The 25,675-nt window shown below is 40.4% G+C and carries 21 protein-coding genes; 12 read left to right on the top strand and 9 right to left on the bottom strand.

The annotated features are described in order from the left end of the window. The first annotated feature begins 16 nt into the window (after nt 1-16). The 7 genes from DX933_RS12445 (at nt 17) to DX933_RS12415 (ending at nt 6,053) form a co-directional block, all read left to right on the top strand. Nucleotides 17-1,003: a metallophosphoesterase gene (locus DX933_RS12445; protein WP_123316768.1), complete on the top strand. Its 987-nt coding sequence runs from the start codon at nt 17-19 to the stop codon at nt 1,001-1,003. Nucleotides 1,004-1,237: 234 nt separating this feature from the next. After that, nucleotides 1,238-2,023, top strand: a complete 786-nt coding sequence (locus tag DX933_RS12440) for a MerR family transcriptional regulator (protein WP_123316767.1) — start codon at nt 1,238-1,240, stop codon at nt 2,021-2,023. Beyond that, nucleotides 2,007-2,969 carry a C45 family autoproteolytic acyltransferase/hydolase gene (locus tag DX933_RS12435; protein ID WP_123316766.1) on the top strand — a complete coding sequence of 321 codons (963 nt, stop codon included), beginning with the start codon at nt 2,007-2,009 and terminating at the stop codon, nt 2,967-2,969. Before DX933_RS12440 ends, DX933_RS12435 begins: the two co-directional genes overlap by 17 nt. Nucleotides 2,970-3,025: 56 nt before the next feature. Further along, nucleotides 3,026-3,547, top strand: coding sequence for a sigma-70 family RNA polymerase sigma factor (locus DX933_RS12430; RefSeq protein WP_123316765.1), 522 nt, complete (start codon nt 3,026-3,028; stop codon nt 3,545-3,547). Beyond that, entirely contained in the window at nt 3,540-4,856 is a 1,317-nt protein-coding gene (locus DX933_RS12425) for a DUF4179 domain-containing protein (RefSeq protein WP_190279512.1), read from the top strand. Before DX933_RS12430 ends, DX933_RS12425 begins: the two co-directional genes overlap by 8 nt. 94 nt (nt 4,857-4,950) lie before the next feature. Next, the gene (locus DX933_RS12420; protein WP_123316763.1) at nt 4,951-5,235 is read left to right on the top strand and encodes a hypothetical protein; all 285 of its coding nucleotides are present in this window, start codon (nt 4,951-4,953) and stop codon (nt 5,233-5,235) included. Between the two features lie 134 nt (nt 5,236-5,369). After that, on the top strand, nt 5,370-6,053 hold the full coding sequence (locus DX933_RS12415; RefSeq protein ID WP_123316762.1) for a phosphoribosylaminoimidazolesuccinocarboxamide synthase: 684 nt from the start codon (nt 5,370-5,372) through the stop codon (nt 6,051-6,053). A gap of 145 nt (nt 6,054-6,198) precedes the next feature. Here the strand turns inward: DX933_RS12415 and DX933_RS12410 are convergent, their stop codons facing one another. From DX933_RS12410 to DX933_RS12400, 3 genes are all read right to left on the bottom strand, one after another. Then, nucleotides 6,199-6,414 carry a hypothetical protein gene (locus tag DX933_RS12410; protein WP_123316761.1) on the bottom strand — a complete coding sequence of 72 codons (216 nt, stop codon included), beginning with the start codon at nt 6,412-6,414 and terminating at the stop codon, nt 6,199-6,201. Nucleotides 6,415-6,790: 376 nt separating this feature from the next. After that, nucleotides 6,791-8,017, bottom strand: coding sequence for an MFS transporter (locus tag DX933_RS12405; protein ID WP_123316760.1), 1,227 nt, complete (start codon nt 8,015-8,017; stop codon nt 6,791-6,793). A gap of 71 nt (nt 8,018-8,088) precedes the next feature. Then, nucleotides 8,089-8,682, bottom strand: a complete 594-nt coding sequence (locus tag DX933_RS12400) for a TetR/AcrR family transcriptional regulator (RefSeq protein ID WP_123316759.1) — start codon at nt 8,680-8,682, stop codon at nt 8,089-8,091. 197 nt (nt 8,683-8,879) lie between these two features. Here DX933_RS12400 and DX933_RS12395 point away from each other — a divergent pair, with 197 nt between their 5' ends. Both DX933_RS12395 and DX933_RS12390 read left to right on the top strand, forming a co-directional pair. Then, complete coding sequence (locus DX933_RS12395) at nt 8,880-9,773, top strand: ABC transporter ATP-binding protein (protein WP_123316976.1); 894 nt, start codon at nt 8,880-8,882, stop codon at nt 9,771-9,773. Next, on the top strand, nt 9,773-11,377 hold the full coding sequence (locus DX933_RS12390; RefSeq protein WP_123316758.1) for an ABC transporter permease: 1,605 nt from the start codon (nt 9,773-9,775) through the stop codon (nt 11,375-11,377). The genes DX933_RS12395 and DX933_RS12390 overlap by 1 nt, the downstream gene beginning before the upstream one ends. A 119-nt stretch (nt 11,378-11,496) precedes the next feature. Here DX933_RS12390 and DX933_RS12385 read toward each other — a convergent pair whose 3' ends face one another. After that, entirely contained in the window at nt 11,497-12,513 is a 1,017-nt protein-coding gene (locus DX933_RS12385; RefSeq protein ID WP_123316757.1) for an LLM class flavin-dependent oxidoreductase, read from the bottom strand. A gap of 61 nt (nt 12,514-12,574) precedes the next feature. Beyond that, complete coding sequence (locus DX933_RS12380) at nt 12,575-14,482, bottom strand: tetratricopeptide repeat protein (RefSeq protein WP_123316975.1); 1,908 nt, start codon at nt 14,480-14,482, stop codon at nt 12,575-12,577. A 254-nt stretch (nt 14,483-14,736) separates the two neighbouring features. Between DX933_RS12380 and rlmN the strand changes: the two genes are divergently transcribed. The 3 genes from rlmN (at nt 14,737) to DX933_RS12365 (ending at nt 17,280) form a co-directional block, all read left to right on the top strand. Continuing rightward, entirely contained in the window at nt 14,737-15,801 is a 1,065-nt protein-coding gene (rlmN, locus tag DX933_RS12375) for a 23S rRNA (adenine(2503)-C(2))-methyltransferase RlmN (RefSeq protein ID WP_123316756.1), read from the top strand. 118 nt (nt 15,802-15,919) lie between these two features. Continuing rightward, nucleotides 15,920-16,480 (top strand): DUF1700 domain-containing protein, encoded by a 561-nt coding sequence (locus DX933_RS12370; RefSeq protein WP_190279511.1) that lies wholly within the window; start codon nt 15,920-15,922, stop codon nt 16,478-16,480. Further along, the gene (locus tag DX933_RS12365; RefSeq protein ID WP_123316754.1) at nt 16,477-17,280 is read left to right on the top strand and encodes a DUF4097 family beta strand repeat-containing protein; all 804 of its coding nucleotides are present in this window, start codon (nt 16,477-16,479) and stop codon (nt 17,278-17,280) included. The genes DX933_RS12370 and DX933_RS12365 overlap by 4 nt, the downstream gene beginning before the upstream one ends. Before the next feature lie 44 nt (nt 17,281-17,324). Here the strand turns inward: DX933_RS12365 and DX933_RS12360 are convergent, their stop codons facing one another. The 4 genes from DX933_RS12360 to DX933_RS12340 all read right to left on the bottom strand — a co-directional run bounded on the left by DX933_RS12360 (nt 17,325) and on the right by DX933_RS12340 (nt 25,130). Further along, nucleotides 17,325-18,590, bottom strand: coding sequence for a GGDEF domain-containing protein (locus tag DX933_RS12360; RefSeq protein WP_123316753.1), 1,266 nt, complete (start codon nt 18,588-18,590; stop codon nt 17,325-17,327). A 2,171-nt stretch (nt 18,591-20,761) separates the two neighbouring features. Continuing rightward, nucleotides 20,762-21,493 (bottom strand): SDR family NAD(P)-dependent oxidoreductase, encoded by a 732-nt coding sequence (locus DX933_RS12350; RefSeq protein WP_123316751.1) that lies wholly within the window; start codon nt 21,491-21,493, stop codon nt 20,762-20,764. 430 nt (nt 21,494-21,923) lie between these two features. After that, on the bottom strand, nt 21,924-22,718 hold the full coding sequence (gene fdhD / locus DX933_RS12345; protein WP_123316750.1) for a formate dehydrogenase accessory sulfurtransferase FdhD: 795 nt from the start codon (nt 22,716-22,718) through the stop codon (nt 21,924-21,926). Between the two features lie 60 nt (nt 22,719-22,778). Beyond that, nucleotides 22,779-25,130 (bottom strand): FdhF/YdeP family oxidoreductase, encoded by a 2,352-nt coding sequence (locus tag DX933_RS12340; RefSeq protein ID WP_123316749.1) that lies wholly within the window; start codon nt 25,128-25,130, stop codon nt 22,779-22,781. Nucleotides 25,131-25,675 lie beyond the last annotated feature (545 nt).

Genomic DNA, 25,675 nt, shown 5'->3' with positions numbered 1-25,675 from the left:
GTGGGAAAGGGGCAGCATGCTAAAAAATTTAAAACAAATACGCTTAGGGGTGCTGATTGCTACAGCTCTCGTCTGCGGATTGATTCTGTGGGAGAATAATCGTATCCACATCGAAAAAGAAATCATTTATATAGCTGATTTGCCGGAGGACCTGGAGGGTTTTACCATTCTTCAAATTACCGATTTACATGAAAAACGATTTGGTAAACAACAACAACGCTTATTAAAGAAAATAAATGCAGTAGCCTATGATGTTGTTGTGATAACGGGAGATATGCTACATCGGCCGGATAGCACGCATACAGCACCGTTTTACGAACTGTTGGAGGGCTTATCAAGGGAAACGCCGATTTTATTTGTGAAGGGAAATGCGGACCCATTCAGCTATGCAATTGAACCTGCATTTGGAAAAAGTGATTTTATCAAAGAAATAGAAAAACGCGGTGCGACACTATTGGAAAGCTATTACACGATGGAACGTGAACAATCAGCAGTTCAATTTGTCTATTTTGATTTTGCTGTTGCAGCGGACCCTGAGGTGATTGGACGTGTGAATGGTACATTCCATTCTCAGCATGCGGAGCAACCGGACTATCGGGAATATCAAAAGCAATTATGGGATGCCATGCAAGCGGCTGCTATTTTTGATAAGGAGAATCAGGTTGTTGTAGCATTGAATCATTTTCCGATTGTGGATGCCCGTGTGGATTATATCAAAGAAGACCCACTTACGGAATGGCATCATTATGATTTAATTATCGCCGGTCATTATCATGGTGGACAAATTCGGATCCCTTTTTACGGTGCGATGTATATACCGGAACCCTGGTATGAACCTAACAGCATGTTTCCACCGCAAAATCGGGTGCAGGGGCTCTGGGAATATGAGGGCAACAAGCAATATGTTAGTGCAGGACTTGGCAGTAGTGACGCCATCGCTGCTGTTAAGCTACGTTTATTCAATCCACCGGAAATCAATGTGCTGCAGCTCAAACGGAAGTAATTTCTTTTTTTTTACCATAGAATAAACTGGCTGTAAGTCCCCCACGTCATGAGTTTTGTTTTATCATAAGTATTGTTAGTGGGGGATCAAACAGCCAGTAAAGGCCTGATTGGTTCAACTAACAATCAGTGGGGGAATTGCGAATCCCCTGATTGAAGTTTCACTTTACCTTGACCTTCAAGTTACTTGAGGGTTTATGATGATAATAGAAAAGGATTCCAGGGAGGGAAGAAGTTGAATGGACTGATGAAGATACAGGAGTTTTCCAATCGTACGGCTATTCCGAAAAGTAGTCTGCGCTATTATGAGGAACAAGGTCTGCTTCTGCCTAAAAGACATCGCAATAATCATTACCGTCTGTACCATGAAGCGCAAATTCAGACTGCAAGAATGTGTGCTAGTCTTCGCTTCGCAGGTATTTCCATTGAACATATACGCCAATATGTTGAAGCAAACGAAGATAAGCAGCAAAGTATGGTAGCCGAATGGCGGAAAGAATTAAAGAAAAGAAAACAACAACTAGATATTAGTCTACAATATTTGGCGGGCACCCAGCAGAAACAGGTGTACCTGATGGAAAAATCTGCGGAATGGATGGTATGGTTTGAAGCTGCAGCAAAGCCTGGGCAATTTTATACGCATTTTCAAAGGAATATGAAGCTTTTACGGAACATGGGGATTTCTATTGATTCCAGCTATCTTCAATATATATCTGGAAAAGATCTTATCCAGGCGCGAATCGGTTTTACAGTCTCTGAAACACAAGCTAGCAAACTACAGCAACAGCAGTTTTATTGTACACAAATGCCAGCGACCGTTGTTCTGGGAATGCCCTTTGATGCTCGCTTTCAAAAGATTGCAGACGGTTATACGATGCTGTTACAGCATGTGCAGGAGCACAACTGGATTCCAACAGGCGCTATGATGGAGTGGTATCCGCACACAGATTTAACCGATATGATGATTATCGTGCCGGTGATGCAGCTTGGGGAGGGAATAAGCGATGAAGTTAGACGTTGATCTGGAAGTAATCAAGTTAGAAGGAAGTCCATACGAAATCGGCTACCAGCAAGGCCGCAAGCTGCGTGACAAACCTGTGTCGGCACTGACCTCAGCGGTTGCAGGCAATGAGATAGAAGCATGGTGTGCCCAAATAGACCCCATTCTACTAGAAGAATTGACTGGACTTGCGGATGGCTTGGGAATGGATATTCCTGCTGTATTAACAGCATATAGCGGATATGGAGCAGCTATGCCGGCGATGGGCTGTACAGCACACGCACATAAAAACGTATATGCACGGAATTATGATTTTAGTCCGGATATGTATGATGCGCGATTCGTTTTCGTTAAGCCGAATCAAGGCTATGCAAGTATGGGTTTTAGTCAGCATGTGGTAGGGAGATTGGATGGCATGAATGAAGCAGGTCTTGTTGCCGGCTTGCACTTTGTAAATACAGGAAGCAATATACATGGGTTTATGGCGACAACTATTATCCGTATGCTGCTTAATCAATGTGGCACGATAGCCGAAGCAATGGAACTGCTGCATCATGTGCCTCATCGTCATTGTTATAATTATTCCCTGCTCGATTATCAAGGAAATATGGTCATTGTCGAAGCGACACCTGATAACGTTGTTGTGAGGGACTGTCCTGAATTATTGACATGCACCAATCATTTTGAGACAGAACATTTAAAGCGATTTAATCGGGACGGAATGGTCGAACATGGGAGGAAACGTGGAGCATTTATATGGAGCCAATCCAGTAACAACCTGTCCCCAATGGCTGCTTATGACATGTTTCATTCCCAAGCATCTCCGTTATTTTTTACTGATTATAAAGGTTTTTTTGGTACACTTCACACCGTCGTATATGTGCCAAGTGAGGGAAAAGCAATTACTGGCTTATGCGGACAGGATCAACCACATATTTGGCGAATGGAAAAAAGTCGTAATATATGAAAACCGTTTGCTGCCCCAGTACGTCTAATAGATAGAGAGAAAGTTGAGGTGGGGAGATGGACACCCTGAAACTGGTGAAAGCTGCGAAAAAAGGAGATACAGCAGCGTTTGAAATGTTATTACATCAGGAGAAAGCCAAGCTATATCGCATTGCGCTTTCGTATTTGAAAAATGAACAGGATGCACTGGAGGCTATCCAGGAAACAGCCTTCCGTGCTCTGAAGCATATAAAAAAGTTAAGAAATCCAACCTATTTTTCCACTTGGATTACCAGAATTATGATGAATTATTGTATGGATGAATGTAGACGACAGCAGCGTATATCCGCAGATGATAGCAGCCTTCAGGAAATAGGGGAGAAGGAAGAGAAGGACTTGCGCTTGCAAATGGAGGAAGCCGTTCAACAGCTGGAGCCAAAACTGCAGGAAATTATTATCTTAAAGTATTTTCAAGATCTAACGATTGAGCAAATAGCAGCTGCAGTAAATCGACCAACAGGAACCATTAAAACCTGGCTGCATCAAGCATTAAAACAGCTTCGACAAGCGCTGGCAAAGGAGGGGAATGACCATGTATAAGCGTGAAGAAGAACAACTGATGAAGATGAAGCAATATTATGATCAAACGGCTATACCCGAACAGTTAGATTCCTATATACATGCAGGTGTACAACAGGCAAAGAAACATCGAAGACGATGCTTCCAAACCGTCGCAATGGGTAGTACAGCTGCGGCTATTATTTTATTATTACTCGTATCAATTCGTGTGTCGCCCGCTTTTGCCAATTATATGAGTCAACTACCTGGAATGGAAAGGATTGTAGCGGTCATTCAAGGGGATAAAGGGTTGGAGTCAGCTATTGATCATGACTATATCCAGATTGTTGGAAAATCTGACACGGACAAGGGTATTACGTTTAAAGTGGATGAAATGATTGCAGATGACGCCAAGATTGTTATCTTTTATTCCATATCCGGTGATCACGTAAATCCAGATGGCATATTAGAAGAGACGCAAATATTGGATGAAAGGGGCAAAGAAATCCATGCCATGTATAGTGGTATGGCACACCGGGATGGGAAGGGAAGAATAGATATTGACTTCGGTCATGAGGGGAAATTACCTGAACAGTTAAGCATAAAGACAAGATTAACCGGACAGTCGAACACAACATTTGAAGTAAACTTTCCAGTTAACCAAGCTAAATTTGCCAATCAAAAAGAAACGATCGCCTTAAATGAAACAGTCATTGTGGAAGGGCAAAAGCTGACATTTAAAGAACTGATTATCTATCCAACAAAAATGGCGCTTCGTGTCCATTATGATGAAGAGAATACGAAGGAATTATTTGCATTTGACGATTTAGCTATTGAAAATGAAGCTGGTGAGGCTTGGGCTGTAATTAAAAATGGTGTTTCTGGTATGGAAGTGAACGATACAGAGGAGCTTCTTTATTTGCAGAGTAATTATTTTATAAAGGATGGTCCCCTGTATTTAACCTTTTCAAGTATTCGGGCATTAGACAAAGATAAACGGGAAGTCGTACTAGATTTAGAGAATGAGCGTTTAATAAAGCGTCCAGATGACAAGCTCGAATTATATAAAATAGATAAGATTAATCAGGTCGCTCAGCTGGAGTTTTTGGTCAAACGAACTGACAAGTTTGATAGGAATCACTTTTATAGTGTATTTGATTGGCAATATCAGGATCATGATGGAAACACCTATGAAACAGATGGAGCTACAGGCTCACATAACGGAGCAGAAGCAGAAGACATGATTACTTACTTTTCTGTTGAAAATGTTGGGGATAAGGGTCCTATCACCATTCGTATTAAAGATTATCCTACGAGAATAAAGCAAGCAGTAAAATTGAAGGTTAGATAGTTTGCAGAATGTTTAATTGGAAGGTACCATGTTGGTGAAACCATAAGATATGCTGTTTCGTAATAGAGGGGATGACACATCTTAGGGGGCCGACATGTCTACTGTTATATTGGCTGTGATTGCCATTGCTTTAGCAATATACACAAATTGGAATCGAATTAAAAAAATATCCTGGGGTGCTCGAATAAAAATTGCACTAATTTATGTAGCTGGTGTTATGTTTGCTACACTTTGTATCTATTATGGTGGGAATTGGTTTGTTGGGCATTTTGAAAAAGGGATATTTCGTGAAATACTGACCTATGGCATTATCATTGTGGTTTTATTTTTTACTATTGCAGGGATACAAAAGCTCGTTAGCAAAGTTGGGGACAATTAAGCCTACCCGTATGAAATAGTTTCAAATCGGTACATATTCCCTCATTTACTAGGTTGAAAGGATATGGTACGATTTGAAAGTAGGCTGTCGTTTGTCAGCCAGACGATAAATTATGGCGAGAGAGGAAACCTTCCATGAATCTAATTTTTTCTGGTAAAACCAAGGATGTTTACGAGCTGGGGGATGGACATATTCTGTTAAAGTTCAAGGATGATGTAACAGGAACAGATGGCAAATTTGATCCTGGTGCAAATACGGTTGGTTTGACAATAGAAGGAGTCGGGCAAGCAGGCTTAAAGCTAACCAAATTTTTCTTTGAACGGTTACAAGCAGCAGGTATTCCAACTCATTATGTAGCAGCAAACATAGATGATGCGACGATGACCGTAATTCCAGCAAATGTATTTGGTAAAGGACTGGAGGTCATTTGCCGATACCGTGCAGTGGGCAGCTTTTTACGTCGCTATGGCCTGTATGCTTTAGAAGGACAACCCCTTGATGCATTTGTAGAGGTTACACTGAAGGACGATGAACGCCAGGATCCACCAATTTCCAAAGATGCGCTCGATATGCTCGGCATTCTGACAAGTGAAGAATATGAGATACTCAAGCAACGTACCCAGGAAATATCAGGTATTGTAAAAGAAGAATTGGCGAAAAAGGGCCTAGAGCTATATGATATTAAATTGGAATTTGGCCGCAATAAAGATGGTGAGCTGATTCTCATCGATGAAATTTCTGGAGGCAATATGCGTGCCTATCAAGATGGTAACGTCATTTCTCCGTTAGAATTAGAAAAAATAATGCTCGACATTTAAAGTGAAGCTTCAATCATGGGGGCTGGGACTTCACCCTCCACTGATGATTCGTTACACTGGGATAAATTAATCAAACAAGACCTATGCGAATTGGCAGGAACGCCGATTGCATAGGTCTTGTTTGATATGTGTAAATAGAATGTGCTTATTCATTCTCCCAATCTTCTATTGTATAAACATCTATTTGTACGCCGGTATTTTTATCGATTTTTGTGTCTACTAATTTTGCTTTTTCAAAAGGAACCCTATTTTTATCCTCAACTGGATTTGGTTCTGTGTTAACCTTTGGCTGCATAAAAGTATATATACCTATTCCTAGAAATGTACAAAGTATAATGGCAGTTGCAACTATTTTTTTCACATAAATCAACCTTTCAGTTGGATAGAATTTTTCAAATCAACAACAATAAATGAATTAGCAAATACAAAGCAATTTGTAAAAAAATGGAACATATAATGGTATATCCATTTTACCACAGATTAACTGGCTGTAAACCCCCACATCAAGAAACTTTGTTGATAACAAGAATTGTAGGTGGGGGATCAACAGCCAGTAAAGGCCTGATTGGTTCAACTAACAATCAGTGGGGTAAGTGCGTGAAAACCCCACTGATTGAAGTTTCACTTCACCACAGATTAACTGGCTGTAACCCCCCACTGATTAAAGTTTCACTTATATTTTTCTATCAAATACTTTCGAAAGCCATTTCTAATGTCCGATCAAAAGGTGTAGTAAATCATTCATTTGCATACCATGTGTCTACCTTTTCATCTGTCGGTAATAAAAAGGTCAGCAGTCCAAGTAAAGGTAATAGCGAGATGGTAATCATGGTTGGAATCAGACCGAAGCTATCAATCATGGATCCTAGTGCTACTGACCCAATCGCGCCCATACCGAACGCGAGTCCAACGATGAGACCAGACATCGTTCCTATTTTACCTGGGACGAGCTCCTGTGCATAAACGACTGTAACGGAAAAACTGGACATAAGAATAAAGCCGACTGATGCCAATAATACAATCGCTACGATTGGACCAACATAAGGTAGTAGGATTGCCAAGGGGGCAGATCCTAATAAGGAAAAAAGAATAATGTTCCGCTTACCAAAGCGATCAGCCAGTGGACCGCCAAAGAACGTTCCTGCTGCACCCATACCTAAAAAGATAAAAATATAAATCTGAGATTGTCTAATGCTAAAACCATATTCATCTATTACATAAAATGCATAGAAGTTGGAGATGGCACTCATGTACCATGATCTGGCAAATACAAGGAAAATGAGAATGATAATGGCGTTCCGAATGGCACGGGAAACTTGCTTGCTCGGTTTACGGTTTAACACCGAGGCAGTGCGTTTTGAATATTCCCGAATCTGAGCGGCATACCACTTAGAGATGTACATCAGAAAAAAGACAGCGAGTCCGGCAATTAAAGTAAACCAAATGGCCCCGAATTGTCTTAATGGTACAAGAATTAATGCGGTAATGAGTGGAGCAAGTGCCTGGCCTGTATTTCCACCGACCTGATAAATGGATTGTGCAAGACCACGGCGATTGCCAGCAGCAAAAAATGCGACCCGTGAGCCTTCGGGATGAAAAATGGCAGAGCCTAGCCCAATAAAAAACACACTGGCGATAATCATAAGAAAATTGGGGGCCAGTGCTAATCCCAGCATTCCAAGCATGCTACTTGTTAAACCAAGGGGTAATGCGTAGGGCATAGGGCGTTTATCTGTATACATGCCGATGACCGGCTGCATCACCGAGGCGACCATGTTTAATGTAAATGCAATTAGTCCAAGCTGGGTAAAATTGAGGCCTAAATCCTCTTCCAAAATGGGAAACATCGCCGGGATAACGGCTTGCAGGGAATCATTCAATAAATGACATATGCCAATAATAAATAAAATGGGATATACGGTTTCCGTAGGGGTAATGGGTTTGACACGTTGTTTATGTTTCATCACTTTATTTCTCCTCTATGTATTCCATCCATTTCACCATACGCCCTTCAATTAATAGATGCAAATCCATCCTAATCCGTTTTACCCTGTTTCCCTGCCACGCCATAAAAGAAGATTGTGGTCAGCTCTTCTGTCAAAGGGAGTGCGATTTCCGTTATTTGTTTATTCTTGAGGCCTTCCTTGAACAATTGAATATACAAGATGAGCACATCGTTGGAAAGCCCAGGATCCACATAGCCCTGTTCTTTTCCTTCATTGAACAATTCCATTAATCTAGGTAATGCTTTCTCTGTATATAAGGTGTCGATATAGCTCTTTTCATTGGTATATTCATTCATTAATGCATCAAAGAAATCAAGATGTACATGGGCAGCGGCCGTTTTTTTATCAAAGATAATTCGGCTTACTTTCTCGGGAAATGTTTTATCACTATCTAGAAATGAATTGAATTCTTCCCAAATTTGATCCGTATATAAAATAAGCGCAGCATCAATTAAGTCATCTTTGCTGCCAAAATAATTATAAATGGTTACTTGTGAAACACCAGCTTGTTTAGCGATATCGGTGACAGCCACTTTTTGTGGGCCCTTTTCCATGAAAAGCTTCAATGCTGTTTGTAAAATAATCGCTTTCTTTTGCTGTTTTCTACGTTCAAATCCATTCATGACCCTCACCTCCAATCCAATTTTAATGAAAGTTTTGTAATAAAACAACAAAAATACTTCATAAATGATTGATAAATTACTTGAATCGGTATATTATGAACTATATACAATGAAATAGTTCAAAACTTTTGGGTGAGAGTAGATTGGCGAGTGGAAAACGAATGAATTCAACACATGATAGGGGGAGGTCCAGGATGATGTCTGTTTTGGAAATGAAGCAAGTGACAAAGCGATTTGGTAACTTTCAAGCTTTAAAGGGTTTGGATATACAGATGGGAGAAGGCGAGGTATACGGGTTTATCGGTCCAAATGGAGCAGGTAAATCAACTGCAATCCGTATGATGCTCGGCCTTATCAAAGCTACCAGCGGTACAATAAAGGTGTTTGGAAAGGATGCCTGGTCGCAGTCTGTTGCAATACACGAACGGGTGGCATATGTTCCGGGAGATGTAAGCCTTTGGCCGAATTTAACTGGTGGTGAAGTCATAGATTTATTCTCCAAGCTTCGTGGTAACGACTCCAGGCAGCGGAGACAGGAATTGCTTGATCGTTTTGCATTGGATCCATCCAAGAAATGTCGCACGTATTCGAAGGGGAACCGTCAAAAGGTCGCGCTTGTAGCTGCCTTTGCTTCGAATGCAGATTTCTTTATTTTAGATGAGCCAACCTCGGGCCTTGATCCATTGATGGAGCAAGTGTTTCAAAGCTGTGTACAGGATGCCAAACAAGCAGGAAAAAGTGTATTGCTCTCAAGCCATATTTTGTCGGAGGTGGAGAGGCTCTGTGATCGTGTCGGAATTATTCGCGAAGGCGAGATAATCGAAACAGGTACATTACAGGAATTACGACATTTGACCAGAACCAATCTGCTTGTAGAAACAAAACAGCCATTAGATGACCTTTCTGCTTTATCCGGTGTGCATGACGTTCACACAGAAGGAAACGGTCTGCAATTCCAAGTGGACACAGAAGAGCTTGAAAAGGTAATGAGTCATATTAGTAAGCATGGGATTTTACGACTGGAAAGTGCCCCACCTACCTTGGAAGATCTGTTTATGCGTCATTATGAACAGGCTGGAGGGGAGGACTAATGCGCCATTCCAGCTTTAAACAAATGCCCTTACTGCTTCGTTTTATCGTGAAACAGGATCGTATTCGGACACCAATATGGTTAATCGGCTTGGTTTTGTTTACATTGCTTGTTCCGATTGCTTTTGCGGATTTATATCCAGAACAGGCGGAGAGAGACCTGATGGCAGAAACAATGAAAAACCCCGCGATGACAGCAATGGTGGGCCCTGGAGACCTTGCTCATTACACAATTGGTGCCATGACCGCTCATCAAATGCTATTATTAACCGCCGTTGTGGTCGGGTTTATGAATATTTTTCTAGTCATTCGTCATACGCGTACAGATGAAGAGGAAGGCCGTATGGAGCTTATCCGATCACTGCCGGTTGGGAGATTGGCTGCAATCGGTGCAATACTTATATACATGTTATTCGTTAACGTCGTGTTGGCCGGTCTAACAGGAGCTGGACTATATGCGCTGCAAATAGAAAGCATGGGTTTACAAGGCTCGTTCTTGTATGGTGTTGCACTTGGTGCTGTTGGCATGGTGTTTGCCACACTAGCCACGTTGTTTGCACAGCTGACTGAATCTGCCCGAGCTGCTACCGGCTTATCCATTGCGATATTGCTTACGTTTTATCTAATGCGGGCAATTGGAGATGTAAGTATGGAGACACTTTCTTATATTTCTCCATTACGATGGTTAACAGATGTAAAGGCCTATGCTGGAAATGACTGGCAGCCAATCGCATGGTTACTCATACTGGCAGGTATTCTAGGTGCCATTGCGGCGTATTTACATGCCATTCGTGATTTGGAAGCGGGCTTCTTTCCATCTCGACCAGGACGAAAACACGCGACAACTTTTTTAGAGAACCCAATTGGGCTTGCATTGCGACTGCAGCGAACTGGTTGGATCGCGTGGGCAGTTGGGATGCTCCTCATCGGATTATCTTATGGCTCTGTGTTAGGAGATTTGGAATCATTCTTTTCTGGTAATGAAATGCTTGAGCAAATTCTTCCTGAGCATGCTGGCTATAGTTTGACAGAACAATTTATCTCGATGCTCATGATGGTCATGAGCTTGATTGCTGCCATTCCGCCATTGATGGCTGTCCTACGTTTGTATGGTGAAGAGAAAAAAGATCGTGTTGCACAACTCATGAATCGTCCTATATCTCGTAAATATCTATTAGGAAGCTATGTATTGCTTGCTATAATGAATGGCTGGGTCATGCTTTCCCTTTCGATTATTGGATTATGGTCTGCTGGAATAACTGTAACAGCGGGTGGATTGGAATTTTGGAGCATGTATGGTGCAGCGATGGTATATTATCCTGCAATCATTGCGATGATTGGGTTGGCGGTTTTCTTAATCGGCTTTATTCCTGGTGGAAATATCATCGTCTGGCTGTATTTATTTTATAGCTTTTTTGTTCTCTATTTGGGAGGCTTATTCCAGTTTCCTGAATGGCTTGGCAAGCTGACACCATTTGGTTATATTCCACAGTTACCAATGGATCAGATGGAATGGTTACCCATGATTGCCTTGCTTGGCATTGCGTTGTTCCTGATGGTGGCAGGCTTTCAAGGGTATAGACGACGGGATCTTCAATCACATTAACCGAATAAACCCGCCTCATCTTTTAAGGATGGGCGGGTTAATATTTGTGCAGGTCGCACAGTCCAAGGGAATAGCTTTCTTGGCCCGAACAACCATGTTTTCTATATAGCTTACCGGGATTATTCCAGCCATTCTGCAATAATTTCATAGCTGTGCAGCCGTGCTTGTTGGTCAAAAATTTGGGATTGAATAATGAGCTCATCCGCATTTGTATTTTCTAGAATTTGTTCCAGTCCCTGCTTTACTTCTGCAGGGTTCCCGACAAGGCTATAATTGGAATCCAACGTTTGCATAACGGCAGCCCGTTCGATTGGTGACCAATGTGTATCGATATCGTCAATTGGTGGCTGTAGCTTTGTTGGTTGATTACGACGTAAATGAAGGAATTGCTGCTGCTGAGAGGTTGCCAGCCATGCAGCATGGTCGGAAGTATCCGCCACAACAACATTAACGCCAAGCATGACATATGGTTTGACCAGTACATCAGAAGGCTGAAAACCATCTCGATACAATTCCAGCGCCGTCTCCAGGTATGCTGGTGCAAAATGGCTGGCAAAGGAAAAGGGTAATCCTTTTTTGGCAGCGAGCTGTGCACTAAAACCGCTGGATCCGAGCAACCAGATTGGCACATGCGTACCTTGGCCTGGGACGGCGCGCACACGTGATATAGGTTCATCGGAAAAATAATCTTCCAATTCATTGACAAGCATAGGAAATGCTTCAGCGCTAGTTTTTAAATCACGTCGTAATGCAAAGGCAGTCGCAGGATCTGTTCCTGGTGCTCGTCCAAGTCCAAGGTCAATTCGATTTGGAAATAATGAAGCGAGTGTACCAAATTGCTCAGCCACAATTAGCGGTGAATGGTTTGGCAGCATGACCCCGCCTGCACCAACTCGAATATGGGAAGTTGCTGCTGCCAAATGTCCAATGACGACAGCTGTTGCCGAGCTCGCAATCCCAGGCATATTATGATGCTCCGCAACCCAGTAGCGGTTAAATCCCCATTGCTCCGCATGCTGAATAAGCGCTACGCTTTTTTGGAAAGATTGTACGGGTGTTTCTCCTTCATTAATCGGGGCAAGATCTAATATAGACAATGGTGTATCTTGAAATTTTTTTGCATGCTTGGATATCATTTCTTTCCTCCTAAATACAATCATGTAAGACACAAACACACTTCACAGGCTGATGCAGCTGTTATATTTTTTTTAACAAATCTTGCATTTCATCATCCTGCCAAAGGTGTGCGTTTTTTTGTGCATAATCAATTGCTTCTGATTTTCCACCCCATTGGATAGAGTCATATTTTGTATGAGGTATCTTTTTCGTTGTTAAATAATCGATAACATGCGGGTTGCTTTTTTTCGCACGTCCCAACAATGATTTTGTTTTATTTGTAATGCCTTCAATTTGATAATTTACAAGTACAGCCTGATATAGCAAGCCCGCAGTGCTATCTTCTTGATAGGATTCGATGAGCTGCTGTGCTTTATTCAGTTGCCCGATGTCCAAATAGGCGGTTAAGAGTTCATAGCGAACACCTAGATTATCGTTTGGGTTTAGTTCAAGCAATTGCTCGTAATGCGGAATTGCTGTATCTATATCATCCATCATATGCAATTCCAGCGCATATTCATATTTAGCCCGCATATATGGTCGGGTTTCAATCAATCCCCAGAAGTGGCCTTTGTTTTCTTTGAAAAAATCATTCCCCAAGTCCTTTTCCCCTGCCTCTATGGCTTTCATTAATAAGGCCATTCTTTCTTCCAATGTATTGGCATCTTGCGCCAGCAAACGATAAGCATCCGGGGTATTTGGATATAAATCTAATGCTTCTTGAATATGCTTTTTTCGTTTGCTGCCGGTGGCTATTTCCGCATCATATATCTTGTCCATTGCCATTTCACGGGGATTATCGGAAGTAACCTCTGGTATTCCATCCTTTAACAATTGATTTAAAAAGTCATTGGCTTCCTCCATGGTATCGAATTCTTGTTCAGAGAGCATTTTTTCAATGGTACGCATTTCCTTTTCCATGTTAAATGTAGGCATGGTGGGGTTAACAATTTGTATGTCCGAATCATCCTCATCCATCTCTGAATGTAAGGTCATTTCATCAACATGCTCTATTAACTTTCGATAATTGGTGGATATACTTCCGGTAGTTGTGTCATATTCTTTTGCAAGCTGTTTCTGCGTAATTTGTACGTCGGGTAGCAGTGCTTCTGTTATAAGGTATTCCAGTGCTGCTGCATGGGGACCAAGCTTTTTGAATGTCGGATCTTTTTCATTACAATAGCGATTCCATATGCTTATTCCTGTATTAATAATGTTCATTTCATAGTCCTTATTTACCATATGTGCCCTAAATAAATCTGCCACCATCTCATGGTCGAGTCTATCCCACTCCAATGCATTTTCTGGTACCATTAATTGTGCCAAAAAGTTTGGGAAGGTATTTATTAAACCCTGTTCGCCGTCTATATATGGTTCAGCTATGTCTATCAAATCCTCGCGTGTATCTGATGGTAATTCAATTTCCCCAAAACAGAATGTATGATACGACGTAAATGGTAATCGTATTCCAATAATTATGTTACCAACTTCATGAGGTTCCTCGTCCACGTCTAATTTAATGTTAAATGTTTCCTTGGAAAGCACGTCTTCTACATGGGTTACACCGTTTGTATCATCTGCAGAGAGAACCTCGTATATGCTCGGCTTTGCTTGCATCCAGGTGGCGATAATATCCTTGGAACGCTTTCGAAGACTTGATTGCTTTAAATGATAATATTGTTCCAATAACGTTTTACCATCTTCTAAATATGGATCATGGAGAATGACCCAAGATGTCAAATATACAATCAGTGCTTCCGTACCTTCATCATCATCCATATTAAAAGAATGGATGTAGCTGGCTAATCTTTCTGACATGCTCGCTTCATTTATTTCTAAACTATAGCGCATGAATCCATTATAAAAATCAATGAGCTCTTGGTCATAAATGGCCGGACTCAGTTCCGTCACATTGGATGCACCACAACATTTCTTGTATTTTTTTCCGCTCCCACAAGGGCATGGTTCATTTCGTTTTGGTTTACTCATTACATAAACACTCCTTTATTAAAAATATATAAATAGTTAGGTTTGGTTTATTTAAATGAAATCAACAGGTTAATATGGATTTCCAAACAGTCTTTCTCAATAAAAGGCTGTCTCTTGTAAGTTTAACGTATATTATCTCCTTGTTAAATAAATATACTTTTAATGCTATATTTCCAGCAAAAAAGGTTGCCATCTATATAGAAGTTGTTTAACATAGTAAGGTAAAGCATGTACGGAAAAGAGGAATTCAATCCATGATGAAACCATCTATTTATGGGATGACATATGAACAACTGGAGAATTGGCTGGTAGAGCGTGGTCAGAAAAAATTTCGTGCCCAACAAGTGTGGAATTGGCTCTATAAAAAACGAGTCCAGCAATTTGCGGAAATGAACAATGTGAATAAAGATTGTATTGCACTACTAGAAGAGGCATTTAGTTTGCAGACACTTGAAGAGGAAGTGAAACAAGAGTCCAAGGACGGAACCATTAAATTCTTATTCAAGCTTGCTGATGGAAACCTCATTGAAACAGTGCTTATGCGTTTTAATTATGGGCTTTCAGTATGTGTAACGACTCAGGTAGGCTGCAATATTGGTTGTACCTTCTGTGCCAGCGGATTGTTAAAGAAAAGCAGGGATCTTTCTGCAGGTGAGATTGTCGAACAAATTATGAAGGTGCAAACACATTTAGATGAACAAGGTGCTGACGAACGCGTGAGCCATATTGTGGTCATGGGGATTGGTGAACCATTTGACAATTTTAATAACTTAATTGACTTTATCCATGTCGTCAATCATCAGGAAGGCTTGTCCATAGGTGCGCGCCATATTACTGTATCCACAAGTGGTTTAGCACATAAAATTATAGAGTTCGCGGATACAGGACTGCAGGTTAATTTGGCAGTATCTCTACATGCACCAAATAATGAGCTACGGACAAAAATCATGAAAATAAACCGGGCCTTTCCAATTGAAAAGCTGATGGCATCTATTGATTATTATTTGAGTAAGCGGAATCGACGTATTACCTTTGAATATATTATGCTGCGAGAAGTCAATGACCATCAACAGGAAGCAAAGGAACTCGCAAAGCTATTGAGCGGAATTCGTCATCTTGCCTATGTTAATTTAATTCCATATAATTCGGTGGATGAGCATAATCAATATGCACGCAGTGAAACTTCCACGATCCAAGCATTTCATGAAACATTAAAGGCAAACGGCATTCAGTCAGGTGTTCGCTGGGAGAATGGCGCAGATATCGATGCTGCATGTGGCCAGCTAAGAAGTAAACAAATTAAAAAGAATGCAGGTTAAACAGTGGGACTGTCTACAACTAGGCAGTCCTTTTTTTCTCGAAATATAACATTGCGCTTGTAATTGTCGGAAAAATCATATACGTTAAAAAATAGATAAAAGGTTTGGGGTGAAGCGCTTGGACAAAGATTCCTATTTAAAGCATTTACGCAACTATTTGGGAGCACTTCCGGAAGAGGAAGTGGATGCCATCATTCAAGATTATGAGGATTATTTCGCTGCAGAGCTACTGAACGGCTATACAGTGGCTGAGACGGTGAAGGAGCTTGGTAGCCCCTTTAAGCAGGCACAGAATATTTTAAAGGGACATGATTTAAAGCCGCGCTTTGAACGTGCGAAAGATTCACCATTTTCCTCTGAAACGAGTCAAACATTAATTGTGATTGCCTTATTTGTATTTAATTTCGTATTTATACTCGGTCCAGCCGTTGGTATTATAGGATTATTGCTGGGCTTAACAGTCATGTTTTTTGCTTTTATTTTTTCTCCTGTTGTAACAATTAGTGCTTATCTGTTTGGGAGCGGGGCTTTATTTGAACTATTTATTTCTGTTACGCTTGCTGGAATTGGTCTTATAGCTATTTCAGCCTGTCTAGGTATGTTAAAAGGTTTTCTTCGTCTGATAAAAAAATATGTTGCTATTAATCGTCAACTAGCAAGGGGGGAGCTATTTAAATGAAAAAGATAGGAATGCTCCTCTTGATTATCGGCATTATTGGTTCCATTATGACAGCAAAGGATTATTTTAGTTTTGCAACGATGGAAGGGGAACAAACCATTTCCAGTTCGGATATTAACCGGGTAGCTATTGATAGTGAGGTCGCAAATATTCATATAAAACTATCTGAAAATGATGATATCAAGGTAGAGTGGAATGGAAAAATTCGCGAATCCACGAATCAGGATGACATGATAGACGTGACCAATAAGCTTGGAACGCTGCAAGTGGATATCGGTAAGAAGAAAAATAACTGGTTCCGCTTTTCTTGGAATGATTGGGGTTTCCATCGTCTGTATGTGGATGTGTATCTTCCGAAAAAACAATATGAACAGCTTCAGATTGAAAATAATGTGGGCAGGGTAACGGTATCATCGATTCAGGTACAACAGCTGCATGCTATAACAGATGTAGCAAGTTTACACATCAATGATACAGAAACCGAATCCTTAACCGTTAAAACAGATGTAGGCAGTGTCAATCTACGTGACGTTACGGGGACACAAAAGGTGCAAACTGATGTGGGGTCGATTGATGTGCAATCGGCATCCATCACAAATCACCTTGATCTAAAATCGAATGTTGGCAGTATCAAGCTAATATTAAGCCAGCCACCAGATCATGCATCCATTTATGCCAATTCCGAAGTGGGGCGAATCAATATTTTTGGTGAAAAGGGCAACTATATCAGCAGTAACGAAAAATATGAAGTGCAGATCCAAACGGAAGTTGGTTCAATTGAGGTTAATGATAGATATTGAATAGAAGCGGTCTACGCCGGAAATGGTAGGCCGCTTCTTGTTGTTTAAGCATGTGTGAGTGCAAGCTCGTGTTTCTCGAGTCCATTTTGTGCAGATACACAATTTTTTCCCTGACTTTTTGAAGTAAACAGTAAGGTGTCTGCATGCACATATGCTTTTTTGATCCCGACTTCAGCTGTTGGTCTGAAGAAGTACAGACCAAAGGAAGAGGTGTAGGCAATATGTATCGTAGCTCCTTTAAAATCGGCTTGTGCAGGTGTTTCCGAAATAATTTGATTCATGCGTTTTGCCACTGTCAGGCATTCCGGATAGGTTTTATTTCTGAGGAACATTGTAAATTCCTCCCCGCCACTACGGAATAAGAAGTCATCAGGTCCAAGCTGGCTCTGCATCATAGCTGCACAGTGCTGAATAACACGATCACCAACGGTATGGTTATAGGTGTCATTGATATTTTTGAAGGAATCTATGTCCGCAACGATAACCCCAACGGTTTCACCTGCTTCATCCAACTCATCAATTTTTAAATTCATATAAGCCCGATTATATACTTCGGTTAAAAAATCTGTATAGGCCATTTGTTTAAATTTGTCCCGCTCGATTTTATGCTGGATGCTCTCTGACTTTTCATAGGCAGACCTGCTAACGAGATAATTCAGTACAAACATCCCCACGAGAATCTCCCATTGACCATTTTGAAGAAACCAAAAAAGCAATCCATTTGTAACAACCGTCTTCCCCATGTCCAGCTTACTGCGGCTCTTGATAAAATGTGTAATATCTTCCTTTGTTTTAAATTCGCCTTCCCAAGTAAAAATCATTATTAAATAAAAATCCGAAAGTACAGAAACCAAGACAACCAATGTAATCATAAGAATCCAAAAACCAAATGGAATATGTTGCATAAATGGATTACAAAGGGTAAATACAAAAAATGCAATCGTGTAATTTAATGTGTGCGAGCCAATATTATAAAAAGTATGTAGGAATTCATCGCGGTCCGCCGTATGCGTCGCTTTCCGATAAAAATAAGCAGTAAATCGATTGATCACTTCAAATAGGAGTAGCCCAAGTGGTCCGGAAAACAAAGCCATAGATAGACTATAGGAAATCCCGTAATCTATATTTGCATTCCCTTTTTTGACGATGATTTTGAGATGAGAATATAGCGCCGTAAATAAAAAATATAATGACAACGCTTTGAAGTAGGTAGTATATTCGATGGTAAAATAAGGTGGTCCGTAAAAGACGCTGATAAAGACAGAAGTGATAAATAAGACTGCAATTAATACTTTGGTCCGCCAACTCATTTGCTCTCCCCCTTTCATTGCAAATAATTATTAGGTATTTATACCCAATTCTATTATAAAAAAATAGGACGAAATCACTATATATTTTAATAATACCATAAAACAGGAAATAATGTGGCAATTTATGGGTAAAAAAATAAATCGCAATACCATATGCGAACGACTGCTATAATCAAGCCTATCAAATGGGATATACAAATAAATGTCAGTGTCAAAAAAACAGACTGCAAGCCGTGCGACCAATGATAAGCAGGTCGTATATCATAGTAGATGGCTTGATGGTAAGTGCTTCTGGAATTTGGGAAGGAAAAACGGCATTTAAGTTACGCGAAATCGTTTATTTTTGAAAATGGAGTAAGTTAAACAGCCTTTAAGTTACTCGAAATCGTGTATTTACGGAATTGGAGTAAGATAAACCGTGCTTGAAGTGACTTCTTGAAAGCAGTACAAGTTGATTCTGTTTTTGAAAAATACTACATAAAGGGCATTTTGATTTTTTTCTCCAAGCCAAACGGATAAGGATTCTACAAACACTAAAGGTTGTGACAAATCCATCCTTCTCCATGATCCCAGTAAAACAAAAAAGCTATGCATAACTGCACAGCCTTTTAGTATTAAAAAAGTGGTGATACATCAAACCCTTTAACTCCTAGTTAAGCTTTTAAAAAAAACAGTAGGTTATTATCAAGCAAGCTTATCCAAAAGTTCGGTACAATATCGAACTCGAATCTTTTATTCATTTCTGAGTATAGTAATCTATATGGTTTTACATGCTAGATAATTCTTATCCCATTTAAATTATTCTTAAAGTAATATGAACGTTAGAATAGTAAGTGTCAATACAGTGACGGGGGCGAAAAACACGATGAAATTATTAAAAGTTTTATTATTCGTGTTAATAAATTTCATTAAAAACGCCGATACCAAAAACACTAAAAAAAATATGATTGTTTTAGCTACTATTATGGATAATAGTCCTGCTATTATCCATATAGTAGCTAAATAGTTGTTATAAGAAAATGGGAGTCCAATTTTCTTATTAACATAAAGGGCTAGATACGTAAGACCATAAATAGCTATAAACGAAAATACCGATATAAAAGTAGCGTAGGGCAAACCGTTCTGTTGAAAAAGCACGATAAATGTAAAAATACTAAAGCCTAAATATCCTCTTCCTGAATATACCAAAGCATCCATTGTCATGTGTAGTTTCTCCTAAGTGTGATTTTCAAAAACAAGAGATTAAATATCTTTTAAAATTCTTCTAGTAGTCCATAAGCCATTTTGGTTTTTACCATATGATTCAGGATTATAAGTATAGATAGTTGACCATGTTGAACTATTATAATTTTTTCTGTATATTTCATGCCAAGGATATTCTGTATGTGTTCCATTAATGTATACTGCGCCATTTTTATAAACACCATGCTGCATACGCTTTATTCTTTACTGAAGATTAAAAGAGGTAGGAAAACAAAACTATTATCATAATCCATTTCCTCATGTAATTCCCACCTCAGCTTACCGTGCTTAATATATTCTATATTAGTAATTGAAAACCTTTTTTTTATTGGTTTTTTGTTGTAGATGAAGTTTTTTTACTTATCTATCAAATACACTTTCTTGGCTTCACCATTCACCATTTTTTTCAAATGGGCGAATCGTAAGCATGATGAGCATGGGGTGTTTGTCTCATCCCTATGTATGGCAATATTAGCAACCATGCTTTTATCTACAAATTGTTCTTATGCATACTCTTTAATTAATTCTTTTGTTGGCTATGAGAGTTAAATTGGCAGATCTACGTTGATTTCTCATGCAGATTGACTGTTTTTATTGCTATCTACCTTTTCAACTTCATTCTAAAGATGTTTCTATTCTTGTAGCCATTCAAGAGCATGTGCAGGTGCAAGTATCAGGCTATCAGGCATTACTTCACGTTTATAAAATTTGTTTCACCAGTACGTATACCTTTTAGTTTTCGTCACTGCGATAGGAAGCCGAGGCTACGAGTGATTGTCCTCATTCCCCTTGAAAGAGCTAAGTTAAACGCCATTTAAACTATGTGACTTCTATGGAAAAACACATACCCTTACTATAAAAGATAAAAAAACAGGTTGGTTTCCAATAGTAAAGAGGATCCAACCTGTGTTTCGTTTAAAGTAGCTCTTTTAAAGTGCGGAATATCCGCCATCAATAGCAAGTTCGGCGCCAGTGATATAGGATGCTTCATCACTGGCAAGGAATAGAATTGCATTTGCTACCTCTTCCGGTTGTCCGAGGCGCTGCATAGGTGTCATGGCATTAATTCTAGCAAGTGCTTCGCCGCTTTCCTCTAGTCCTTCCGTCATTGGTGTAGCAATGACGCCAGGAAAGACAGCATTCACTCGTACGCCACTTCCACCAAACTCAACGGCGGCTGCCTTGGAAAATGCACGGACAGCCCCTTTGGATGCCGTATATGTGTTCAGTCCCATTCCTGTTAAAGCTGTAACGGATGAAAGGTTTACGATGGATCCCTTGTTGGCCGCTGCCATTTCAGGTGCTACGTATTTGAGACCGAGGAGGGCACCGAATCCATTTATTTTTGAAAGCTTTTCCCATTCATGATAATCAATTTGTTCGATTGTTTTTTCAGTGCTAATCCCAGCGTTATTTACAAGTATATCAATCTTGCCAAATTCTGATTTCACTTCATCAACGAGTCGTTTCCAGTCTTCCTCAGAAGTGACGTCTAGTTTTTTTCCATGGACTTGCTCCTTGCTAATTTGCTTCAAAGCCTGCTCATTAATATCTGCCGCAATGACAATCGCATTTTCCTCATGAAACCGTTGTACAATTTTTTCGCCAATTCCTGATGCACCGCCAGTAATGATTGCAACTTTACCTTTTAATCGTCCCATGGTCATTCCTCCAATAGATATTGTGGCTTACACTTATAGTATAGCTAAGCTTGACAGCGTTCTCATAAGAAAATGACCATAGAAACACCAATTATTTCCTACGTGTTCATGAAACGTTCACAAGCGTGAGTAATACTATATTTTTCACAGATTAACTGGCTGTAAACCCCCCACATCAAGAGTTTTTGTTGATAACAAGAATTGAAAGTGAGGGAATAGCAGCCAGTAAAGGACTGATTGGTTCAACTAACAATCAGTGGGGAAGGGCAGAATCTCCACTGATTGAAGTTTCGCTTTATTTGACTACATATTGCTGTCAGTTCGTCAATTGCCAATTTAACAGATTTTTAATTAGAAAAACAGCAGCATCAATCAATCAATCAAAAAATCCGCCGTTATTCCGTGAACGGCAGATTTTTCATTTCCTATTCTAACTTTCCTCTATGATTCTTTCCGGGTGTGTATAAACATTCATAGATTGTCCACGTACAAATCCAGCAGTTGTGATACCAAGGTCTTCCGCAAGCTGTAAGGCAAGATTCGTAGGTGCGGATTTGGATAATAGAATGCCAACACCAATTTTGGAAACCTTCAGTAATACTTCTGAAGAGATGCGCCCACTAAAAACGATTAGTTTGTCCCGTAATGGGAGGGGATGCATTAAAATGTCACCATAAATTTTGTCGAGTGCATTGTGTCTGCCAATATCTGTTCGAACCTGTAAAACTTCATCCACCGTACATAATGCTGCATTGTGTACGCCACCAGTTTGCTGGAAATGTTCCGATTGTGATTCTAGTTTATGCATTAATGCATAGCATTGCGAAACAGATATATGCAGTTTGCTTGTGATTGTTTTCGCTGTTTTGACATCACTTTTGAAATAAAACTGTCTGCTTTTGCCGCAACAGGATCCAATCACCCGTTTGGAGTGGTCAATGTTTAAGTCATCAATGGAACGATCCAATTCAATATAGGCAAACCCCTTCTGTTCATCTACGTGCAAGGAACGAATTTCATCGTAAAATCGGATGATCCCTTCAGATGCCAAAAATCCAATTAATAGCTCTTCCATATGGGTTGGTGTGCAAACCATGGTTGCGAATTCCTCGCCATTTAACATAATCGTTAATGGGAATTCAACAGCAATCCTTTCTTCGGCAACGATCGGATTTGTCTTTTGATAATGTACAGTTTTCCAGCCATTCTGTGTTACGTTTTTCATGTTGCCCCACCTCCAATGACCAACATTTGTGGGGAGCTAGACTGGCTGTCATTTTGCCAACTAACTCATTTCCATTTCTAATTCTTCTACACGTTTTTCTACGTATCTTGTATCCTTGTGGGCGTGATAGGTTTCCGCTTTTTCCACGACCACGGCTGTATTATATTCAGGTATTCCAGCGAATTGTTCATATACACCCTTGGGAATTAATGTATTTCCCTCTGGCCAATGTACTTCGATATTCCCTGATTTAATAGGCTCAAACTTGGCGCGGCCATGAAAACTGCCGTACTTATTATAAACCACAATGGCGTCCCCTTCGTGGATATCGTGTTTACTGCCATCTTCTGCATTCATCAGTACATCATAGCGATCCGCAGCATTGAAGGGATCTGTTTCACCGTATATCATCGAGTTAAATTGCTTACCACGCCGGGTTGTGACATAGAAATGCCCTTCCGGTTTGCGTAGTTCAGGTAACTCAACTGTGATTAAATTTCCTTTACCGTCCGGTGTCGGGCATTCACCGCCTTCACATAGCCAGGCCCCACCCCATTGAAATACATCGCCGCTCTCTTTTAAATGCTGGATGCCATCGTAGTTCGGTGCAGCCAAAGCAATTTCATCTCGAACAGCATATGCATCCGGGAAGTCTATTACTTTTGCTGCCTCGCCTTTCACACGTTTGGCTAGATCAACATAAATTTCCCATTCGGAGCGAGCCTCTTCAATTCGAGGTCCTTTAATTTCCGGTGAAAAATAGACCATTCTTTCCGTTGAAGTAGATGTCCCACCACCTGGCTGCTCATATCGCGTCATGGCCGGAAGTACAATAACTGCCTCCTTTGCATCTACAAAGGTCGACGTATTAAAAATAATATCTTGATGTACACGGATATCCACGTTTTCAAGGCATTCCTGAACAAAATCCGGTTCTGGCATGGTTTCTAAAAAGTTTCCACCAGACATATAGTAAAGCTTTAATTTACGCTCATGGTCTTCTGGAAGTAATGCATTTTCCAAGGAAACGCCAACAATATCCCCCTGCCAATCAGGAATATCAAAGCCCCATACCTTTCCAACTCGTTTACGTCCCACTTCATCCATTGCTCCGCCTGGTAATGAAAATGGGTCTGCCCCCATTTCACCGGAACCTTGAACACCGGAATGGCCACGAATCGGCATGAGTCCGCAATGCTCACGACCGAGAAAGCCCCGAAGCAGTGCTAAATTTGCAACTTGAGAAATATTATCTGTGCCAAAACGATGCTGAGTCAACCCCATAGACCAGACAAATACAGCTGATTGGGATTTGGCCAACAGCTCGGCCAATTCCTCCATCCGGGCTCTGGTGAGTCCAGATGATTTTTCCAGCTGTGCCCAAGGAATACTTTCTACCTTTTCCTTCAGTTCTTCATAGCCATTTACATGTTTTTCGACAAATTCATGATTGATTGCAGTGCCAGGTTCCGCTGCTTCCATCGCAAACCAATGCTTCATGATTCCATGCATAAATGCGATATCCCCACCGATGTTTACCTGATAGACATCGTCAGCAATTTTTGTACCAAATAATGCGGATTCGGCAATAGATGGTACCCAATATTGATCCATCGCCGGCTCATAATATGGATTGATGATGATGATTTTGGTTCCTTTTCGCTTAGCGGCATACATGTATTTGGTGGATACCGGCTGGTTATTTGCCGCAACCGACCCCCAAAACACGAGCACATCCGTACCAATCCAATCTTTATAATTACAGCTGGATGCACCAATGCCAACGGAACGTGATAAGGCCGTTTTGGATGGAGAATGACAAATACGGGAAGCATTGTCAATATTATTTGTTCCTAGAAATCTAGCAACCTTACCTGCTACATAATAAGATTCATTGGTAATACCGCGTGATGTGAGGTAGAAAGCATATTGCTTCGGATCTACAGCTTTTATTTTATCAGCAATGGTATCCATGGCATCGTCCCAGGAAATCCGTTGAAAAGCATTGTCCCCGGGTCTGCGAATCAATGGATATGGAATACGTCCCAGCTTGCGCAGCTCCGTACTATCCATTTTTCGAAGTTCATCTATATCTGCATGAAGTATCTCCGGCTTCATTGCTTTCATTGTATTTAACCGAAGTACATTCAATCTAGTCGTGCATAAATGTGGTCCTGTTAATGTTTGATCCTTTAACCCTTGAACACCAAGCGCACAGCCATCGCAGACACCTTTCGTTAAAATTCGCGTGGCATAAGGTAGATTATCCTTGTTTTCCCAAACGACCTTCATCGTGTCCCGGATATGATGTGGTTTAATTTTTCCTAGTCCAAAAGGCATTTTGCTCACCCATAAGCTTGGATCCGGCTTTTTTGGAAGCTTGATTGGCCCGGTATGTTTTGTTTTCCCCATAGCTAATCCCCCCGTTAATTATGGTAGCGTTTTCAAAAGGATGCAATTTATGATGTATGAAAAAAGAAAACAGATTGATTTTCCTTCACTAAAAAACGCCACTAGCCATTTTCAATCATAAAATGTTCTGTACATTGGCTCCTCTTATAGCATACAACAAACGATATAAAATTGGTATTGGAATAGCCGGGCCGGTTGTTAGAATAGCGGGATCATTAAGAGGAAAGTATAAAAGGAAAAACAATGACTCCAAAGCTGTTCACTAGACAGCTATAGGATTGAAAACAGGTTAAATAACATGAGAATGATATTGCGGTAAATAGGGTTAGAGTAAAATGTTTATGGGAGAACATATACCTCATTTTTGATGTTGAAGTCGTAAGACTTTAACATCAAAAATGAGGGCAGCAAGCGGAGCGCGGTAGTAGTTGAAAGACATTTCAGATGAAAAAAAGGACCTTCTTTTGTATAGTTAAGTCTTCGACAACAACAACTATAGAAAGAGGTCCTCTAATGAAAGATATCATATCTACGCTTACAATGAA

Source organism: Ornithinibacillus gellani (assembly GCF_003730295.1).
In the GTDB taxonomy this organism is placed as follows: Bacteria; Bacillota; Bacilli; order Bacillales; family Amphibacillaceae; genus Ornithinibacillus_A; species Ornithinibacillus_A gellani.
This window is presented reverse-complemented; position numbering and strand designations above follow the sequence as displayed.

Excerpts from the sequence above, each read along its gene's own strand:
- DX933_RS12395 (WP_123316976.1), top strand. The coding sequence starts at position 8,880 with ATGTCTGTTTTGGAAATGAAGCAAGTGACAAAGCGATTTGGTAACTTT.
- DX933_RS12425 (WP_190279512.1), top strand. The coding sequence starts at position 3,540 with ATGTATAAGCGTGAAGAAGAACAACTGATGAAGATGAAGCAATATTAT.
- DX933_RS12390 (WP_123316758.1), top strand. The coding sequence starts at position 9,773 with ATGCGCCATTCCAGCTTTAAACAAATGCCCTTACTGCTTCGTTTTATC.
- DX933_RS12360 (WP_123316753.1), bottom strand. The coding sequence starts at position 18,590 with ATGAGTTGGCGGACCAAAGTATTAATTGCAGTCTTATTTATCACTTCT.
- DX933_RS12350 (WP_123316751.1), bottom strand. The coding sequence starts at position 21,493 with ATGGGACGATTAAAAGGTAAAGTTGCAATCATTACTGGCGGTGCATCA.
- DX933_RS12385 (WP_123316757.1), bottom strand. The coding sequence starts at position 12,513 with ATGATATCCAAGCATGCAAAAAAATTTCAAGATACACCATTGTCTATA.
- DX933_RS12430 (WP_123316765.1), top strand. The coding sequence starts at position 3,026 with ATGGACACCCTGAAACTGGTGAAAGCTGCGAAAAAAGGAGATACAGCA.
- DX933_RS12340 (WP_123316749.1), bottom strand. The coding sequence starts at position 25,130 with ATGGGGAAAACAAAACATACCGGGCCAATCAAGCTTCCAAAAAAGCCG.
- rlmN (WP_123316756.1), top strand. The coding sequence starts at position 14,737 with ATGATGAAACCATCTATTTATGGGATGACATATGAACAACTGGAGAAT.
- DX933_RS12400 (WP_123316759.1), bottom strand. The coding sequence starts at position 8,682 with ATGAATGGATTTGAACGTAGAAAACAGCAAAAGAAAGCGATTATTTTA.
- DX933_RS12365 (WP_123316754.1), top strand. The coding sequence starts at position 16,477 with ATGAAAAAGATAGGAATGCTCCTCTTGATTATCGGCATTATTGGTTCC.
- DX933_RS12380 (WP_123316975.1), bottom strand. The coding sequence starts at position 14,482 with ATGAGTAAACCAAAACGAAATGAACCATGCCCTTGTGGGAGCGGAAAA.
- DX933_RS12435 (WP_123316766.1), top strand. The coding sequence starts at position 2,007 with ATGAAGTTAGACGTTGATCTGGAAGTAATCAAGTTAGAAGGAAGTCCA.
- DX933_RS12445 (WP_123316768.1), top strand. The coding sequence starts at position 17 with ATGCTAAAAAATTTAAAACAAATACGCTTAGGGGTGCTGATTGCTACA.
- DX933_RS12405 (WP_123316760.1), bottom strand. The coding sequence starts at position 8,017 with ATGAAACATAAACAACGTGTCAAACCCATTACCCCTACGGAAACCGTA.
- DX933_RS12420 (WP_123316763.1), top strand. The coding sequence starts at position 4,951 with ATGTCTACTGTTATATTGGCTGTGATTGCCATTGCTTTAGCAATATAC.
- DX933_RS12415 (WP_123316762.1), top strand. The coding sequence starts at position 5,370 with ATGAATCTAATTTTTTCTGGTAAAACCAAGGATGTTTACGAGCTGGGG.
- fdhD (WP_123316750.1), bottom strand. The coding sequence starts at position 22,718 with ATGAAAAACGTAACACAGAATGGCTGGAAAACTGTACATTATCAAAAG.